Source organism: Nocardioides sp. J54, from assembly GCF_000519005.1.
In the GTDB taxonomy this organism is placed as follows: domain Bacteria; phylum Actinomycetota; class Actinomycetes; order Propionibacteriales; family Nocardioidaceae; genus Nocardioides.
Genome location: NZ_JAER01000012.1, coordinates 107,545 through 124,534 on the forward strand (window position 1 = coordinate 107,545; position 16,990 = coordinate 124,534).

Annotated in this window: 18 protein-coding genes; 9 read left to right on the plus strand and 9 right to left on the minus strand. The window is 73.3% G+C overall.

What is annotated here, in order from left to right:
- The first annotated feature begins 293 nt into the window (after window positions 1–293).
- Entirely contained in the window at window positions 294–1,700 is a 1,407-nt protein-coding gene (locus NOCJ54_RS28210) for an HNH endonuclease signature motif containing protein (RefSeq protein ID WP_028655518.1), read from the plus strand.
- 638 nt (window positions 1,701–2,338) lie between these two features.
- On the opposite strand, the gene NOCJ54_RS0110800 is transcribed toward NOCJ54_RS28210, so the two are convergent.
- Genes NOCJ54_RS0110800 through NOCJ54_RS0110810 form a run of 3 tightly spaced genes read right to left on the minus strand, consistent with a single transcriptional unit; the run spans window position 2,339 to window position 4,348 of the window.
- Window positions 2,339–3,073: an AIM24 family protein gene (locus tag NOCJ54_RS0110800; RefSeq protein ID WP_028655519.1), complete on the minus strand. Its 735-nt coding sequence runs from the start codon at window positions 3,071–3,073 to the stop codon at window positions 2,339–2,341.
- 10 nt (window positions 3,074–3,083) lie between these two features.
- Window positions 3,084–3,725 carry an AIM24 family protein gene (locus tag NOCJ54_RS0110805; RefSeq protein ID WP_028655520.1) on the minus strand — a complete coding sequence of 214 codons (642 nt, stop codon included), beginning with the start codon at window positions 3,723–3,725 and terminating at the stop codon, window positions 3,084–3,086.
- A 5-nt stretch (window positions 3,726–3,730) separates the two neighbouring features.
- Entirely contained in the window at window positions 3,731–4,348 is a 618-nt protein-coding gene (locus NOCJ54_RS0110810; protein ID WP_028655521.1) for an AIM24 family protein, read from the minus strand.
- Between the two features lie 192 nt (window positions 4,349–4,540).
- Here NOCJ54_RS0110810 and NOCJ54_RS0110815 point away from each other — a divergent pair, with 192 nt between their 5' ends.
- Complete coding sequence (locus NOCJ54_RS0110815; RefSeq protein WP_028655522.1) at window positions 4,541–5,518, plus strand: glutathione S-transferase C-terminal domain-containing protein; 978 nt, start codon at window positions 4,541–4,543, stop codon at window positions 5,516–5,518.
- Here the strand turns inward: NOCJ54_RS0110815 and NOCJ54_RS0110820 are convergent.
- On the minus strand, window positions 5,490–7,292 hold the full coding sequence (locus NOCJ54_RS0110820; protein ID WP_028655523.1) for an acyl-CoA dehydrogenase: 1,803 nt from the start codon (window positions 7,290–7,292) through the stop codon (window positions 5,490–5,492). The genes NOCJ54_RS0110815 and NOCJ54_RS0110820 overlap by 29 nt on opposite strands.
- Window positions 7,289–7,705, minus strand: coding sequence for a hypothetical protein (locus NOCJ54_RS0110825; RefSeq protein ID WP_028655524.1), 417 nt, complete (start codon window positions 7,703–7,705; stop codon window positions 7,289–7,291). Before NOCJ54_RS0110825 ends, NOCJ54_RS0110820 begins: the two co-directional genes overlap by 4 nt.
- Window positions 7,706–7,800: 95 nt before the next feature.
- On the opposite strand from NOCJ54_RS0110825, the gene NOCJ54_RS0110830 reads away from it, so the two are divergent.
- Window positions 7,801–8,496 (plus strand): fibronectin type III domain-containing protein, encoded by a 696-nt coding sequence (locus NOCJ54_RS0110830; protein ID WP_084255053.1) that lies wholly within the window; start codon window positions 7,801–7,803, stop codon window positions 8,494–8,496.
- 3 nt (window positions 8,497–8,499) lie between these two features.
- Here NOCJ54_RS0110830 and NOCJ54_RS0110835 read toward each other — a convergent pair whose 3' ends face one another.
- Together NOCJ54_RS0110835 and NOCJ54_RS25135 are read right to left on the minus strand one after the other, a co-directional pair.
- A complete protein-coding gene (locus NOCJ54_RS0110835) occupies window positions 8,500–8,850 on the minus strand; it encodes a UBP-type zinc finger domain-containing protein (protein ID WP_028655526.1) in 351 nt (116 codons plus the stop codon).
- A gap of 26 nt (window positions 8,851–8,876) precedes the next feature.
- On the minus strand, window positions 8,877–9,620 hold the full coding sequence (locus tag NOCJ54_RS25135; protein WP_051485724.1) for an endo alpha-1,4 polygalactosaminidase: 744 nt from the start codon (window positions 9,618–9,620) through the stop codon (window positions 8,877–8,879).
- A 61-nt stretch (window positions 9,621–9,681) separates the two neighbouring features.
- Between NOCJ54_RS25135 and NOCJ54_RS0110845 the strand changes: the two genes are divergently transcribed.
- From NOCJ54_RS0110845 to NOCJ54_RS0110860, 4 genes are read left to right on the plus strand one after another with little or no spacing between them, the layout of a single operon-like run.
- Entirely contained in the window at window positions 9,682–10,599 is a 918-nt protein-coding gene (locus NOCJ54_RS0110845; protein WP_028655527.1) for a metallophosphoesterase, read from the plus strand.
- Between the two features lie 59 nt (window positions 10,600–10,658).
- Window positions 10,659–11,042, plus strand: a complete 384-nt coding sequence (locus NOCJ54_RS0110850; protein WP_028655528.1) for an ArsR/SmtB family transcription factor — start codon at window positions 10,659–10,661, stop codon at window positions 11,040–11,042.
- The gene (locus NOCJ54_RS25140) at window positions 11,039–11,608 is read left to right on the plus strand and encodes an SRPBCC family protein (protein WP_084255054.1); all 570 of its coding nucleotides are present in this window, start codon (window positions 11,039–11,041) and stop codon (window positions 11,606–11,608) included. The genes NOCJ54_RS0110850 and NOCJ54_RS25140 overlap by 4 nt, the downstream gene beginning before the upstream one ends.
- A 30-nt stretch (window positions 11,609–11,638) precedes the next feature.
- Entirely contained in the window at window positions 11,639–12,643 is a 1,005-nt protein-coding gene (locus tag NOCJ54_RS0110860) for a 5'-3' exonuclease (protein WP_036517531.1), read from the plus strand.
- Here the strand turns inward: NOCJ54_RS0110860 and NOCJ54_RS0110865 are convergent.
- Window positions 12,609–13,043: a hypothetical protein gene (locus tag NOCJ54_RS0110865; RefSeq protein WP_028655530.1), complete on the minus strand. Its 435-nt coding sequence runs from the start codon at window positions 13,041–13,043 to the stop codon at window positions 12,609–12,611. The genes NOCJ54_RS0110860 and NOCJ54_RS0110865 overlap by 35 nt on opposite strands.
- Window positions 13,044–13,125: 82 nt before the next feature.
- Between NOCJ54_RS0110865 and NOCJ54_RS25145 the strand changes: the two genes are divergently transcribed.
- Window positions 13,126–14,631 carry an acyl-CoA carboxylase subunit beta gene (locus NOCJ54_RS25145; protein WP_036517532.1) on the plus strand — a complete coding sequence of 502 codons (1,506 nt, stop codon included), beginning with the start codon at window positions 13,126–13,128 and terminating at the stop codon, window positions 14,629–14,631.
- Window positions 14,632–14,638: 7 nt separating this feature from the next.
- Here NOCJ54_RS25145 and NOCJ54_RS0110875 read toward each other — a convergent pair whose 3' ends face one another.
- Window positions 14,639–16,228, minus strand: a complete 1,590-nt coding sequence (locus NOCJ54_RS0110875) for a GAF domain-containing sensor histidine kinase (RefSeq protein ID WP_028655531.1) — start codon at window positions 16,226–16,228, stop codon at window positions 14,639–14,641.
- 162 nt (window positions 16,229–16,390) lie between these two features.
- Between NOCJ54_RS0110875 and NOCJ54_RS28215 the strand changes: the two genes are divergently transcribed.
- A complete protein-coding gene (locus tag NOCJ54_RS28215; protein WP_186449742.1) occupies window positions 16,391–16,801 on the plus strand; it encodes a pyridoxamine 5'-phosphate oxidase family protein in 411 nt (136 codons plus the stop codon).
- Window positions 16,802–16,990: the final 189 nt, after the last annotated feature.

The window sequence follows — 16,990 nt, forward strand, 5'->3', positions numbered from 1 at the left end:
GGCAGTCGGGCTGCGGCGGGCGCGACGGAGAGGTCAACCCGCTTTCAGGCGGCGGGTTCCACTAGGTAGAGATCGCCAGAGGCTGCGGTCGGTCGAGTGGTTGCGTTCCGAAAGGCAGCGACGAGGACGCTGGGCGGATGGTCGGGTCCGGCGGTCGGGCTGCGGTCCTCGCACAGAAGCGGCCGAGGCCGGCGCGGGCTACCTCCGCCCGCCGGCCACAATTACGCGTCTGACCTGCGGGTTCATCGCTCTTCGCCCTTGCGATCGAACACCTGTTCGACTAGAATCGGGACATGTCAGCACCCGCAGCGCTCACCACGGCCACCGCCCTGGCCGCCAGCGCTGCCGAGCTCGCCCAGGCCGACTGGGACCAGCTCNCNGCTGAGGACGCGGTCGAGGTGGCTGAGGCCATCGCCGCGGCGAAGGGCCTGCTCGACGCCGCCCTGCTCCGCACCACCGAGCGGTTGGCTGAGACGTGTGCGGTCGAACGGCTCGGTTGGGCCTCGGTCAAGGACTACCTGACCCACCTCCTCGGCGGCCACAAAGGCACCGGCGGCGGACTCGTCCGTGCNGCCGAGCAGCTCCGNGACCTNCCCCAGGTCCGCGACGCCCTCGAGGACGGNCGGCTCACCCTGCCCCAGGCCCGCACCATCGCCACCCAGGTCCACACCCTGCCCCGCGCCGCCGACGAGTTCCGNCAGGCGGTCACCGACCGNATGCTCGGACTNGTGGTCGAGCACGGCTACGACGCCAGCACCCTNCAGNCCGCNTTCGGCTCGATCGTNCGNGAGCTCGACCCCGACGCCACCATCATCAACACCGAGAAACAANGCGTNCGCGACGAGAAGGCAGCCCACCTGTGCCGCTACCTGTCCATCACCGAGGACGGACGCGGCGGNGTGCGNCTCAAGGGCTACGGCACCATCGAGGACTCCGAACGCATCAAGACCGTCCTCCTCCCCCTCTCCGCACCCCTCACCACCGACCCCGGTGCCTGCGGCGGCAAAAACCCCGACCCGGGTGCGCCGATGTTCGACCCCGACGGCAACTCGACCCACCGCTCCTGTGCCGAACCGGGNTGTGCCCACGACGGNCGNGATNCCCGCGACCACGGNAANNGNNTNTGGGACGCCCTGGTCGATGCCTGNGACCGGCTCCGNGCCACCGAGACCCTGCCCCGCGACCACGGCGCCGTCCCCCGGATCATCGTCACCATCGACCACAAGTCACTCNNNCAGAAGGTCATCGACACCGGGGTCGCCGGCGAGGGTGAGACCACCACCGGAGCCCGACTGTCCGCCACCGCCGTACGCCGCCTCGCNTGNGACGCCGANCTNATCCCCACCGTCCTCGGCAGCCAGGGCCAGGTCCTCGACGTCGGCCGCGCCCAACGNNTNGTNACCGCNGCGATCTGGGTCGCGCTCATCGCCCGCGACCACCACTGCGCCTTCCCCGGCTGCACCCGNCTCCCCCTCGCCTGCGATGCCCACCACATCCAGCACTGGGCCGACGGCGGGGTCACCAGCCTCGACAACCTCGTCATGCTCTGCCGCCACCACCACACCGTGGTCCACCACACCCCCTGGACCGTCGCGATCGACCCCGACACCAGAAGACCCGTGTGGACCCCACCCCCACGCCTCACCCTCCAATCCTTCCAAGGCCGCGCCACCTACCACCCCGCCACCGACGCTGCCTGATCTCCTGCCGCGCCGCCGCTGGCTGAGGTGCGAGGCGCCCCAGCGCCGAGCCTCGAAACCCCTGGCCCCGGTCCACCGGCCCCAACCACGCAGAGCCCGCCTCGCAGGCCCGGAGGTTTCGAGGCTCCTCGCTGGCGCTCGTCGCACCTCAACCACCGGGAGCCAGGCGAAGCGAACCTCGAGTCTTGCCGCCTGGCCAACGCAACCACCGACCGGAGCCAACTGCGCACGGCCCTCGAAGGCGACGGGCTCGCGCCATCAGAACCGGGAGCCAGGCGAAGCGAACCCGCGGCTATCGCCACGCGGACGAGCCATCCACCGGAGCCGACCGCGCGCTCGCGCCATCGGTGCAGCGCAGCGAGCTCCTTGACGGCGCGGGTTTGTTGACCTTCGATGCGCGGCCGCTCGACCGACCACGAAGCCCCGTCATCCGCGCAGGAATCACCGCTCCAGAGGCGATTCCCTCGCTTCCGGACCATTGCAACGGCCAGGAAGCACCAGAGGAGGTCAGGAAGTCCAGCCGGACGGCGGACCGGCGAACTTCGCCGTACTGGGTGGCCGTTTCCCGTACTTGGTGGCCGCTGCAGCGGTCAACAAGTCCGGGAATCACCGCCCAGGCGGTGATTCCCGGCCCCGACCTACCCCTGCGAGCGGGCGACGAGGCGCTGGCCGAGGATGCCGGCCTGCTGGGGCGAGAGCAGGCTGGTCTGCTGCTCGACGAGGCGCATGAGGGCGGCGTCCTCGCGGAGGGTCTCCGACGACTGCATGAGGATGGTGCCCTCGCCGGTGAAGTCGAACTGGCGCTCCTCCCCCGACTCACGGCCGAAGGCGCCCTGGAGCATGGCGCCGAGGGAGGCGGTCATCCACTGCGCGTCGTAGTGGTGCGAGGGCGAGGGGCAGTCGGCCCAGCCGAGGAGGGCCTCGGGGTCGGCGCGGAAGGGCGGCTCGACGAAGATCACCGGGCCGTTGGAGGAGGCGAGGAACTTGCCGGTGCCGAGGAGGGTGACGAAGCCCGGGACGATCGACTGCTTGAGCTCGAGGCCGGTCTCGAAGCCGAGCAGGTTGCTGGCGCGGATGGTGAGGTTGCCCGCCTCGAGGTCGAAGGACTGCACGTCGTACCCGCGGTCGGCGACGATCACCTTGCCCTGGCCCTCGGCGACCACCCAGTCCTGGATGTAGATCGGCGAGGAGAAGCGGCTGGCGATGAAGCCGTCGCGGCTGGCCCAGGCGCTGACGGCGTCGAAACCGACGTTGCCGTAGTACGCGATCATCGCGCCCTTGGAGACGAACCAGCGCCCGGCCAGGCCGATGGAGTAGGCGTAGGGGTTGACGTTGTCGTTGGCCGGCAGCGTGGTGGCGTCGTAGGTCTGCATCGTCTGCTCCTCAGAACTTCTGCTCGCTGGCCTGGATGTAGACCGTGCCCTGGCCCGACATCTTCAGCTGGAAGGCCTCGCCCGAGCCGCGGCCGACGGCGTCGCGCCAGCCGACCTTGGCGGACAGGTCGACCTGGACGTGGCCGACGTGGCCGACGTAGGCCTGCGGGTCGACCGCGACGCCGCCGCCGTCGACCGGGATGGCGTAGGTGCCGCCGTGGGACAGCAGCGCGACCGAGCCGGCGCCCATCACCTTGGTGGTGAACAGGCCCTGGCCGGTCATCGCGCCGCGGACGGCGGCACGGACGCCACCCTGGCCGATGAACTCGATGGCGGTCTGCAGGTTGGCGTCGTGCGCGAGCAGCCGGTCGGCCTCGCAGGTGAGCGGGCCGGTGCCGTCGAGGTCGACGACCGTGACGTGCAGGCCCTTGTAGCCGTAGAGCACGTTGCCGGTGCCCTCGGTCGCCATCATCGCGCTCGACTCGCCGGACAACGCGGCGCCCACGAAGCCGCCGACCCCGCCGCCGCTGGTGACCGGGCGGAAGGACACCTGTCCGTCGTACCCGAGCATCGCGCCGCGGCGGGCCAGCACCGGCGTCGCCGGCGAGACCTGGGCGCGGACGACCTTGCTGTTGACCTTCTCGAAGGACATCGTCGTCACCTCTCCGCCGGCTGGACGAGGACGGTGCCGGCGCCGTCGAAGCGCAGGCTGAACGGCTCCCCGGAACCCTCGCCGATGACCGACTTCCACGAGATGCCGGAGACGAGGTTCATCGTCATCTGCCCGAAGGAGGCGACGAACGCGTCCGGGTCGACGACGACCGGCACGCCGGGCTGTACGGCGAGGGCGATGATCGGGCCGTCGGACAGGATCGCGACCTGGCCGTGCCCGGTGACGGTGGTCGTGGCGAGGCCCTGTCCGGAGGTCATCCCCTGCAGGCCGGCGAACTTCACGTCGAGGTTGAGCCCCGGGGTGACGGCCAGGATGTGCTCCGACTCGACGGCGAGGGTGTCACCGGCCAGGTCGATGACGCTGACGTCCATCGCGTCCTGCGCGAAGGTGACGCGGCCGGTGCCGGAGCACTCCATCAGCTTGATCGACTCCCCGCTGACCTTCTGCTTCAGCGCGGCCTTGAGGCCCCCGCCGCCGCCCATGCCGGCGTGCTTGAAGTCGACGTTGCCGGTGTAGGCGACCATCGAGCCGCTGGCGGCCCGGATCGTCTCGCCGGCGAGGTCCGCGTGCAGCAGCCGCTTGTCGGCGGTCAACGTGACCATGCGGGTGTCCTGTCTCGAGGGCGGGCAGTGGCTGCAACCTACCGAGGCCGGGTGGACCTCACACCTGTCGGGCGTGAAAACTTTCGGCGTCGAGGTCTGCCCCCTGCGCCGTTGCGTACCACCCGGGTGGACCTCACCAGGTCCACTCCACCACCGACCCGCCGGGCGCGAGCCCGGCAGCAGGAGGCGCACGTGCCGTCGTACACCCAGGAGGGCAGCTCCTACGAGCGCGACATGGCCTACATCCCGGACCGGATCACCAAGGAGCCGGGCCGCTCGCAGGACAAGTACGACGACGGCGAGCTCGACGTCCGCACCTGGCCCGCCGAGCCGGGGCGCTACCGACTCGTCGCGGCCCGCGCCTGTCCGTGGGCCAACCGGTCGATCATCGTGCGGCACCTGCTGGGGCTGGAGGACGTGATCTCGCTGGGCCTCGCCGGCCCGGTGCACGACGAGCGCAGCTGGACCTTCGACCTCGACCCGGGCGGGCGCGACCCGGTGCTCGGCTACGAGCGGCTCCAGGAGGCGTACTTCGCACGGTTCCCGGACTACGAGAAGGGGATCACCGTCCCGGCCGTGGTCGACGTGGCGTCGAAGTCGGTGGTGACCAACGACTTCCCGCAGATCACCCACGACCTGTTCTTCGAGTGGCGCGACCACCACCGGCCGGACGCGCCGGACCTGTGGCCCGACGACTGCCGCGAGGAGATGGAGGAGGTGATGCAGCGGGTCTTCACCGAGGTGAACAACGGCGTCTACCGGTGCGGGTTCGCCGGTTCGCAGGAGGCCTACGACGAGGCCTACGACCGACTGTGGACGGCGCTGGACTGGCTCGAGGAGCGGCTCACCGACCGGCGCTACCTGATGGGCGACCGGATCACCGAGGCCGACATCCGGCTGTTCACCACCCTGGCCCGCTTCGACGCCGTCTACCACGGCCACTTCAAGTGCAACCGCAACAAGCTGACCGAGATGCCGGCGCTGTGGGGTTATGCCCGCGACCTGTTCCAGACGCCCGGCTTCGGCGACACGATCGACTTCGACCAGGTCAAGCGGCACTACTACGTGGTCCACGAGGACATCAACCCGACCGGGATCGTGCCGCGCGGGCCGGAGCGCGAGAGCTGGTACTCCCCGCACCTCAGAGAGAAGCTGGGTCCACCTCGTTGAACAGCTGGTCGCCGCTGGCGAGCAGGTCGAGCATAGGCCGCACCTTCGGGAGCTCGTGGGTGAGGAAGTAGCGCGCGGCGACGCGCTTGCCGTCGTAGAACGCGCCCGCCTGCTCCCCCACGGTGACGAGCTGGTCGAGCCACAGCCAGGCCACGACCACGTGCCCGGCAGCCTCGAGGGCGGTGGTGGCGTTGACGAGCGCGATGCCCGGGTCGCCCGACTCCCACGCGCGGGCGACCGCGGTCGCGAGCCTGTCGACGGCCTCGGCCACCCGGTCGGCGTGGCCCACGACCGCGTCGGTGCCGGTCGCACGGGCCCGCTCGACGGTGGCGTGCACCTCCTCGACCAGCAGCTGCAGCCCCCGGCCGCGGGCCATGACCAGCTTGCGGCCGAGCAGGTCGAGGGCCTGGATGCCGTGCGTGCCCTCGTGGATCGGGTTGAGCCGGTTGTCGCGGTAGAGCTGCTCGACGCCGTACTCCCGCGTGTAGCCGTAGCCGCCGTGCACCTGGATCGCCAGGTCGTTCGCGGCCAGGCACCACTGGGAGGGCCAGCTCTTCACGACCGGGGTGAGCACGTCGAGCAGGGCACCGGCGCGCTCGCGGGTGGCGTCGTCGGGGTGGGTGTGCTGGTCGTCCAGCAACCGTGCGGCCTTGAGGACGAGCGCGAGCCCGCCCTCGACGTACGACTTCGACGCGAGCAGCATCCGCCGGACGTCGGCGTGCTCGATGATCAGCACCGGCGGAGCCGCAGGATCCTTCCCTGCGGGCGGACGCCCCTGCACCCGCTCGCGGGCGTAGGTCAGGGCACGCAGGTAGCCGGTGTAGCCGAGCGCCGCGGCGCCGGCCCCCACGCCGATCCGGGCCTCGTTCATCATGTGGAACATCACCGCGAGGCCGCGTCCCTCGTCGCCCACGAGCTCGCCGACCGCACCGGGCGCTCCGCCCGGCTGGAACCGGCCCTCGCCGAAGTTGAGGACCGTGTTGACCGTGCCGCGGAAGCCCATCTTGTGGTTGAGGCCGGCCAGGACGACGTCGTTGCGCTCGCCGCGCTCGCCGTCGGGGCCGACGACGTACTTGGGCGTGGCGAACAGCGACAGCCCCTTCACTCCGGGCGGCGCACCCTCGACCCGGGCGAGGACGAGGTGGACGATGTTCTCCCCCAGCTCGTGGTCGCCGCCGGAGATCCACATCTTCCCGCCGAAGAGCCGGAAGGTGCCGTCCGGCTGTCGTACGGCGCGCGTGGTGACGTCGGCCAGGGACGAGCCGGCCTGCGGCTCGGAGAGGCACATCGTGCCGAACCAGCGCCCGTCCAGCATCGGCGGCACGAAGCGCGCGACCTGCTCGGGCGTCGCGTGCGCGAGCAGCAGGTTGGCGTTGGCCATGGTGAGCATCGGGTAGCCCGCCGAGGCGACATTGGCCGCCTGGAACCAGGCGAAGCAGGCCTGCTGCACGACCCGCGGCAGCTGGCCGCCGCCGACCTCCGCGTCCATCGCCGCCGACACCAGGCCGGCCTCGGCGAAGGCCCGCACCGCCGCGGCGACCTCGGGGATGATCGTGACGGTCTCGCCGTCGAACTGCGGCTCGTTGGCGTCGCTGAGCGCGTTGTGCGGCGCGAAGTGCTCGGCCGCGAGCTCCGCGGACAGCGCGAGCACCGCGTCGACGGAGTCGCGGTCGTGCTCGGCGTAGCGCTCGCGGGTGAGGAGGTCGGTCACGTCGAGCCACTCGTGCAGCAGGAACTCCACGTCGCGTCGGGACAGCAGCAGGTCGGGGCTCATGTCGGCGAGGGTACGACGGCGGGCATCCCCGCGAGCGGCGCGGCGACCACCGTCACCACCCCGACCATCCGTGCGGTCGAGCCGAGCAGGGTCGGACCATGGTCGGTGCGCAGGACCGAGCGCCCGAAGGAAACCTCCAGCACGCCGATCTTCAACCGCCCTCCCTCCCGCACCAGCGCCACTTCTCCGCGGCCCGGGCGACGGTCCGTCGAGACGACCAGCTCGGTGCCGGCCGGCCAGCCGTGCGAGGCGAGCGCGTCGTTGCGGAGCCGGATCCGCAGGTCCCCCTCCTCCTGCACCGCCCCGGCCGCTGGGCGGGCCCGGGCCGAGGTCGAGGACGGTGCGGCCTCCGGTGGGGGCAGGTCGAGCGGGAGGCACTCCTGCCCCGCCCACTGCCGGCGCTCCGAACGCATGTTCGAAAGCGTAGGGCATCCTCGTCCCGGTTTCACCTGATCCCCCGCGCGCCGGGGCCGGCTCCACTAGGTTGCGCGGTCGAAGGAGGCCCGAGATGAGGTTGTTCTGCCGTGCCCTGGCAGCTGTGCTGCTGGCGACGATGCTCGTTCACACCACCGCCCCCGCGGAGGCGGCCTCCCGGCCGTCGGCGCCACGGTGGGTGGCAGCGGTCCCGATGGACAAGGCGGTGCGCATCACCTGGCACGCACCGGCGTCCGAGGGCCGCTCGCGGATCGACGCCTACGCCGTCCAGCGCCGCAACACCACGTCCTCGCCGTGGGTGACCGTGAAGTACACCGGCCCCCGCGCCCGCGCCTGGACCGAGCCGCGCCTCGTCAACGGCGCCCGCGTCTTCTACCGCGTCGTCGCCCGCAACGGCTCCGGGCTCGGCAGGCCGAGCCGCGCCGTCGCCGCCGTGCCGCGCACGGTGCCGTCCGCACCGAGGGTCCCCGAGGCCGACGCGTACGTCGGGGCGCTGGGTGTCTACTGGGCCGCGCCGGCCAGCAACGGCGGGGCCCGCATCGACCAGTACCGCGTGCAGTGGTCGCTGGACGGGGCGACCTGGATCGGGACGGCATCGACCGGCGCGGCGCCGACGGCGGCCGCGCCGCTCACCCTGCCGCTGGCTCCTGGCACCCGCTACTGGCTGCGGGTGCGCGCCCACAACGCGGCCGGCTTCGGCCCCGCGACCGGGTTCGGTCCCTACACCGTCCGCACGGCACCGGAGCCCGACCCGGAGCCCGAGCCGTAGGGCTCAGTGGATGAGCTCGCGCCAGTTGGCCGGGACGCGGCCGGCCGGTCCGGGAGCGGGCTGGTCGGCCGGGTGGGCCGTCGGCTCGGCAAGCGGCGGGCCGTCGTAGTAGGCCTGCGCGCCGTAGTCCCAGAACCACTCCTCCCCGGGCTCGTAGCTCTGCACCAGCCGGTGGCCGGTGGCGCGGAAGTGCGCGGCCGCGTGCTGCGCGGGCGAGCTGTCGCAGCAGCCCACGTGCCCGCACGCGGCGCAGCGCCGCAGGTGCACCCACCAGCCGCCTCCGGCATCGCACTCCGCGCAGCCCGGCCCGCTGGCCGGGACGTCGACGTCGACCTCGGGGGCGTCCTCGCTCATGCCCCGACGCTAGTGCGGAGCCGGCGTCAGCACCATGCCCTGACACCGCCGCGCGACACCGCACGGTCGCGGAGCACGATGCCGAGCCGCGTGCCCCACCGCCGGCAGGCGCGGTCGAAGTCGCGGCGGCGGTACTCCACGACCAGCACCCGACGCCCGTACGACGCCACGTAGTCCCCGCACTCGCCGTACCGCCCGCACTCCTCGGCCACCGCGAAGTCGAAGCCCAGCCGGCGCCCGTCGAGCCCGGCCCAGTTCTTCTGCCCGGCCGCGAGGCCGGCGGCGTGGGCGCGCCGCACGAGCAACCGCGCGAACGCCTTCGCCTGGCGGCGGGTGACCAGGCCGCGGCTGCGCGAGAACGAGTCGAGGTTGTCGAATTCGACCGCGTCGTACCCGTCGCGGGCGCAGCGGTCGGTCCAGCGCCCGACGATGCGGGCCAGCGCAGCGCGCTTGCGCGGCGCGCGGATGTCGAGCAGCCACTCGCCCCAGCCGGCGTCGACGACCGGCGTGCCGCGGCGCTTCAGCACGAGGTGCCAGCGGGCGCGCCAGAAGCGGACCTCGCCGGGCTGGGTCTGGAAGGCGTTGACGTAGCAGACGTTGTAGCGACCGCGTGCGGGCGGCGCCAGGCGGTCGCGCACGACGACGTCGACCCGCGCAGCCGGCCGCACCGCGCCGCCGATCTGGTAGTCGACGTCTCCCCCGCCCGGTGGCGGCGTCGGCGCCCCGGGCGCGAGGGCGAGGGCCAGGGCGAGGGCGAGCGCGGCGATCACCTGCCCATTGTCCCCGCCCGTCCTCCAGCCGTGCGCCGCCGTGCGGACCTACCCTGACCGGGTGGAACCGCTCGGCCAGTACCCCGACCCGACCCACGTCGTCGCCCACCTCAGCGACCCGCACCTGCTCGCCGACTCGCTGCAGTACGACGCCGTCGACACCGTCGCGCACCTCGAGGCTGCTCTGGCGCGGCTCGCCCGCGTGCCCACGCCGCCGCAGGCGCTGGTGTTCACCGGCGACCTCGCCGACCTGGCCGAGCCGGCGGCGTACCGGCGGCTGCGTGAGGTCGTCGAGCCGGTCGCAGCCGGGTTCGGCGCCGAGGTCGTGTGGGTGATGGGCAACCACGACGAACGACCGGCGTTCTGCCGCGAGCTCTACGGCACTGAGAGTGACGAGCCGCAGGACCGGGTGCACGACGTCGCCGGGCTGCGCATCGTCGCGCTCGACACCTCGGTCCCGGGCTGGCACCACGGCGAGCTGGGCGACGCGCAGCTCGCGTGGCTGGCCGACGTGCTCGCCGAGCCCGCGCCCCACGGGACGCTGCTGGCGATGCACCACCCGCCGATCCCGGTGCCGATGCTGCGCCTGGCCGAGCTGATCGAGCTGCACGACCAGCAGCGGCTGGCCGAGGTGGTCGCGGGCTCCGATGTCCGCGGGATCATCGGAGGACACTTCCACTTCACGTCGTGGTCGACGTTCGCGGGCGTCCCGGTGTCGGTGGCGTCGGCGACCTGCTACACCTCCGAGCTCGCGCCCGACCGGCGCCTGCTGGCCGGCATCGACGCCCACCAGGCCTTCACCATGCTGCACCTGTACGACGACCGCGTGGTCCACTCCGTCGTGCCGGCCGTCGACGGCCCGGAGGTCAGCGGCTACGGCCTCGAGATGCTCGAGCCCTTCCGCGCACTCACCCCCGAGCAGCGCTTCGACATGGTCGCCCGCAAGGACTCGCCGCTCAACACGCCTCCGCCGACCTGAGCCCGCCCGAGTGGGCCGGCCCCCTTCCCGTTTGGTAACCAATGTGTTACCAATGACCCATGGACCCGTTCGAGGCGATCGCCGACCCGGTGCGCCGCCGCCTGCTCGAGCAGCTGGCCGGCGGTCCGGCGCGGGTCGTCGACCTCGCTGCGGAGCACGCGGTCAGCAGGCCGGCGATCAGCAAGCACCTGCGCCTGCTCGGCGAGGCCGGCCTGGTCACGGCCGAGGACCGCGGACGTGAGCGGCACTACCGGCTCGCCGCCGACGGGCTCGCACCGGTCCGCCGCTGGTTGGGCGAGCTCGACGAGCGGGCACCCCGCCGGCCCGCCCCGCCGGTCCCGGAGGCCGCGCTGGACGGCCTGGAGCTCGAGGTCCGTCGTACCACCCGCGAGCGCAGCGACACCCGCCGCGCGCCGTCCACCCCGCAGGAGGAGACCGCATGACCAGCCAGACCAGCCAGACCAGCCAGACCAGCCAGACCAGCCAGACCAGCCAGACCAGCCCCGCCCCCACCGGGCGGCGCGTCGACGACGGCGGCGTCAGCTACGTGGTGCTCGAACGCACCTTCCGTGCCCCGATCGAGGACGTCTGGGCGGCCGTGACCGAGTCCGACCGCCTGGCCCGGTGGATCGGCTCGTGGACCGGCGACCCGTCGTCCGGCGCGGTCACCTTCCAGATGCTCTTCGAGGACGAGGTGCCCGCCGAGGAGTTCCGGATCGACGAGTGCGAGCCGCCGCACCGGCTGCGGATCACGACCTCCTCGCCGACCGACGGAGAGGAGCCCGAGCACTGGCGACTGCGGCTCGACCTGCGCGAGGAGGACGGCGTGACCACGCTGACCTTCGCCCAGGACGTGCCGGACCCGCAGATGGCCGGTGGCGTCGGGCCGGGCTGGGAGTACTACCTGGACCGGATGGTCGCCGCCGAGACCTCCGGCGACGTGGCCTCGGTGGACTTCGACGACTACTACCCCGCCCTGTCCGGGCACTACCTGGGGCTGTTCTCCTGACGCTGCCGACCTAGGATCGGCGGGATCGCCATGAACCCCGCCCCCGACCGTCCCCGCCGGCTGCTGCTCGCCGTCGACGCGCCCTCGCTGCTGCACCGCAACCACCACGCGCGAGCGCACACGCGCCACCGCGACCGCGGGGGGCGCCCGGCGTGGGCGCTGCACGGGATGCTGCGCCAGATCCTCGAGTCGATCGACGCGTTCGCGCCGGACGCCGTGATCTTCGGCCTCGACGACCGGGAGCGCTCGCTGCGGCGCGAGCTCTACCCGGACTACAAGGCCGGCCGGGCCGAGAAGGACCCCGAGCTGGTCGAGCAGCTCGAGCGCGCGGGTGCCCTGCTCGACGCCCTCGGCCTGGCCACGCTGACCCCGCCGGGGCTGGAGGCCGACGACGTGAACGCGTCGGCCGCGACGTGGGCCGGCGAGAACGGCTGGGACTGCGTCGTGATCACCTCCGACCGCGACTCCTTCGCCCACATCAGCGAGCACACCCGGGTGCTGCGGCTGATCAACGGCGGGATCAACGGCTCGCCGCTGCTCACCCCGAAGGCGCTGCAGATCATGTACGGCGTGCCGGCGGACCGCTACCTCGAGTTCGCCGCCGTCCGCGGTGACGCCAGCGACAACCTGCCCGGGGTGCGCGGGATCGGCGAGAAGACCGCAGCCCTGCTGCTCGCCCACATGGGCTCGATGCAGGCGGTGTGGGCCGACGTCGAGCACAACGACGGCGCCGCACTGGTCGCCGCGCTCGACTCGTGGGCCGAGGAGACCGGCAACCGGCGCGTCGGCGCCACCACGCTGGCCCGGCTGCAGGCGCCGGACGCCCGTGAGCGCTACGAGTTCAACCTGCGACTGATGACCTGCCGCACCGACCTCGACCTCGGCCTGACGCCGGACGTGCCCGGCACGCCCGGCCTGCTCCCCCTCGACATCACCCGGGTCGAGCGCGTCGTGGGCCACCTCGGCATGGACGCCACCACCGCGCTCGCGCTGCGGGTGCTCACGGGTGAGCCGGCGTCGTACGGTCGCGCCTGAACCGGCCGCGCACCCACAGGAGCGGCAGCACGCACAGCGGCAGGCCCAGGCCGAGCAGCACCAGCGGCAGGGCCAGCGACCGGCTGTAGAGCTCGCCGTCGCGCAAGGTCGCCTCGACCGTCTCCCCCGCCTCCTGGTCGCCGGAGCCCTGGATCGGGCCGGTGCGCTCGACCCCGTCGACGGTCCACCGGGCGGTGCAGTGCTGCGCCGAGCGGCGGTAGCCGATGTCGGTCTCGCAGCCCAGCACCTCGGCCTGGACCACCTCGCCGGTCTGGCGCTGGTAGAGCAGCCACCCGCCGGCGCCGACCAGGACGAACGGGGTGAGCAGCGCCGCCGCCACCAGCAGGGCGAGGACGACGCGCGCCGGGAGCGACTCCGGAGGCCGCTGCTCCCCTTCCATGCTCCGAGGGTCCCACCGGGTCGACGGCCGGGACAGCCCGCGGTTCCGACTGTCCGGGTGGGTGCGCTGCCATGATGTCCCGGTGACCGACGACGCACCGGCCCGTGGACTGACCGAGGTGCTCGCCCGGCGCTTCCTGACGACCGACGAGGCACGGCCCGACAAGGTCGCCCGGTGGCACGCGAAGGGACGCCGCACGGCCCGGGAGAACATCGCGGACCTCGTCGACCCCGGGTCGTTCGTGGAGTACGGGCGCTTCGTCACCGCCGCGCAGGAGGGCCGCCGGCCGCTCGCGGACCTGGTCGTCGAGGCTCCCGCGGACGGCATCATCGGTGGCACCGCGACCGTCGACGGTGTCCCGTGCGCGGTGCTGTCCTACGACTACCTCGTCATGGCCGGCACCCAGGGCATGCGCGGGCACCGCAAGTCCGACCGGCTCCTCGAGGTCGTCGGCCGGATGCACCTGCCGACCGTCTTCTTCACCGAGGGAGGCGGCGGACGCCCCGGCGACGTCGACCTGCCGCTGGTCTCCGCGCTCGACGTCGGCTCCTTCGCGCTCTGGGGCGAGCTGCAGGGCGTCGTGCCGCGCATCGCGGTCGTGTCCGGACGCTGCTTCGCCGGCAACGCCGTCATCGCCGGGTCCGCGGACCTGCGGATCGCGACCCCCGACGCGAACCTCGGCATGGCCGGACCCGCGATGATCGCCGGCGGCGGACTCGGGAGCTTCGCCGCGGAGGAGATCGGGCCGGTCACCGAGCAGGCCGCCAACGGCGTGCTCGACGTGGTCGTCGACGACGAGGCGGAGGCGGTCGCCGTCGTACGACGCCTGCTGGGGCTGCTGCACGAGCCGGACCTCGGCGCGGGCGAGCCGGCGGGCGACCCGGCCGCGCTGCGCACCATGCTCCCGGAGAACGACCGCGAGGCCTTCGACGTGCGTCCCGTCGTGGAGGCGCTGGCGGACGCGGACTCGGTCACCTGGCTGCGCGAGGCGTTCGCCCCCGAGCTGGTCACCGCCCTGGCCCGGATCGACGGGCTGGCCGTCGGCGTGCTCGCCAACCAGTCGACCGTGCTGGCCGGCGCCATCACCACCGACGCCTCGACCAAGGCCGCCGACTTCCTCGACCTGTGCGAGCGGTGGGGCCTGCCGGTCCTCTCGCTCGTCGACACCCCCGGGTTCATGGTCGGTCCCGAGGCCGAGCGCACCGGGCTGGTCCGCGAGGCGTCGCGCATGGTCGCCGCCGGCTCCCGCCTGACGGTGCCGCTGGCCGGCGTGGTGCTGCGCCGGGGCTACGGCCTCGGCGCGCAGGCGATGCTCGGCGGCAGCACGCACCGCCCGCTGCTGACCGTCGCGTGGCCAGACGCCCACCTGGGCGCGATGGGCCTCGAGGGCGCGGTGCGGCTCGCGCTCGCGCACAAGCTCGCAGCGTTGCCCGAGGACGAGCGGGAGGCGACGGTGGCGAGGCACACGGCCGAGCTGCGCGAGCACGCCAAGGCCCTCAACGCGGCCCGGATGTTCGAGATCGACGACGTCGTCGACCCGGCCGAGACCCGCAGCCTGGTCGCCGCGACGCTGCGCCGCGCCCGCTGACCGGCCGTCAGGCCCGGGGCACGTCCCAGGTGAGCACGGTGCCCTCCCCGGGGGCGGAGGCGACCTCCAGCGTGCCGCCGTGCTTCTCGGCCCGCCGGCGGATGTTGGCCAGCCCGCTCTCGGCGACGCTGTCGTCCATGCCCCGCCCGTCGTCGCGCACCGTCAGCACGATCCGCTCACCCGCCGAGAGCACCACCTCAACCGCGCTCGCCTCGGCGTGCCGGCTGGCGTTGGACAGGCCCTCGGCCAGCACGGCCAGCAGGTCCGGCGCGAGGGCGTCGGGGACCAGCGTGCGCACCGGCCCCTCGAAGCGCAGGGTGGGACGGAACTTCAGCGTCGCACCGGCCCGCTCCACCACCCGGGTCACCTCGGCCTGGATGTCGTCGGCCGTCTCGACGGCGCTGAGGCCGAAGATCGCGCGCCGGATGTCCTTGATCGTCGCGTCGAGGTCGTCGACCGCCTGGTCGATGCGGGCCGCGACCTCGGGCCGGTCGACCAGCCGGGTCGTGCCCTGCAGGCCGAGCCCGACGGCGAACAGCCGCTGGATGACGAGGTCGTGCAGGTCGCGGCCGATCCGGTCCCGGTCCTCGAGGACCGCGAGCCGGCGCTGGCCCTCGCGGGCCTCGGCGAGCTGCAGCGAGGTCGTCGCCTGCTCCGCGTACGCCGCGACCAGCTGCCTGTCGAGCGCGTGGAAGGCGTCCTCGTTGTCGGGCTGCCACCCCAGCGAGAGGCTGCCCTGCGAGCCGGCCGACGGGGCGAAGTCGACGGACAGCACCGACGCGGTGTCGTCGAGCTCGACGCCGTCGTACCCGACCGTGGCCTGCTCCCCCGGCTCCCCGAGGCTCACCCAGGCGGCGTCGGCACCAGCGACCTCACGGGCCTGCTCCGCGACGACCGCGCAGGACTCGGGCAGCGGGCCGGGGTCGGACAACCGCGCGGCGATGTCGGCGGTCGCCCGGGCCCACGCCTCCCGGGTCGCGGTGCCCTCGTAGAGCCGGGCGTTCTCGATCGCCACACCGGCGGCCGCGGCGAGCGCGACGACGATCTCCTCGTCCTCGGCGGTGAAGTCCCCGCCGCCGGCCTTCTCGGTCAGGTAGAGGTTGCCGAAGACCCGGTCCCGGATCCGGACCGGGACGCCGAGGAACGAGCTCATCGGCGGGTGGTTCGGCGGGAAGCCGTAGGACTCCGGGTGCTCGGCGATGTCGTGCAGCCGCAGCGGCTCGGGGCGGTCGATGATCAGCCCCAGCAGGCCGTGGCCGGTGGGCAGGTCACCGATCTCGGCGGCGAGCTCGTCGGAGATCCCGTGGTGCACGAAGGTGCGCAACCGACGCCGGGTGCCGGCGCTGAGCACGCCGAGCGCGGCGTACTGCGCGTCGACGAGGCGGCTGGCGATCGCGACGATCCGGGCGAGCACGCCGTCGAGGCTGAGGTCGGCGGAGATGGTGACGACTGCGTCGAGCAGCAGTTGCAGCCGTGCCTGCTGGTCGAGCGCGCCGTGCATGCGGTCGAGGACCGCACGGACCAGGTCCTCGAACTCGACGCCGTCGAGGTCCACCCGTCCTGCCGGGCGCCCCGCCCCGTCGTCCGTCGCTCCCATCCGCACCTCCCGCACCGTCGCTGCGGCGACGCTAGCAGCGCTCCGCCGGGGCGCGGGCCGGAGTCGGGTCGAAGGTCCCGCCGCCCCAGGGCCCTCGAGGCCTGTCGCAGCGGCCGGCGAGGGCGCACCATGGGGAGGTCCCCGAGAGTGGAGGTGGTCCCGATGTCGCAGTCCGAGGTCCAGCCGGGCCGGCTGGTCGTCCTCACCGAGCCGGAGTGCTGGGAGCTGGTGCGCACCCAGCCCGTGGGCCGGGTGGCCTGGGCGGGCACCGAGGGCATCTCGGTCGTGCCGGTGAACTTCCTCGCCGACGACGGCGGGATCGTCCTGCGCACGACGCCCTACTCGCTGCTCGCCCGCGACAGCGCCGAGCGCGAGGTGGCCTTCCAGGTCGACCACGTCGACCCCGACAGCCACGAGGGCTGGAGCGTGCTGCTGCGCGGCCGCTGCCACCGCGTGCGCGCCGGCGACGAGCGTCCCGAGACCTGGGTGACCGGCGCCCGCACCCTCGACCTCCGCGTCGAGGTCACCTCCGTCTCCGGCCGCCGCGTGGTCTCCCCGACCACCGCCGGTTGACGTCGCTGGTCGAGGTCACTTCAACCGCCGGGAGCAATGCTCGGACCACCTACGCCAGTCTTGCCGCCAGGCGGACCCCACCACCTACGGGAGGCAACTGCGCGCGCGGCAGCGCGGCGCCCGCCCCCGTCCGCCGCTGGTTGAGGTGCGAGGCGCCCCAGCGCCGAGCCTCGAAACCTGCGGCCCCGC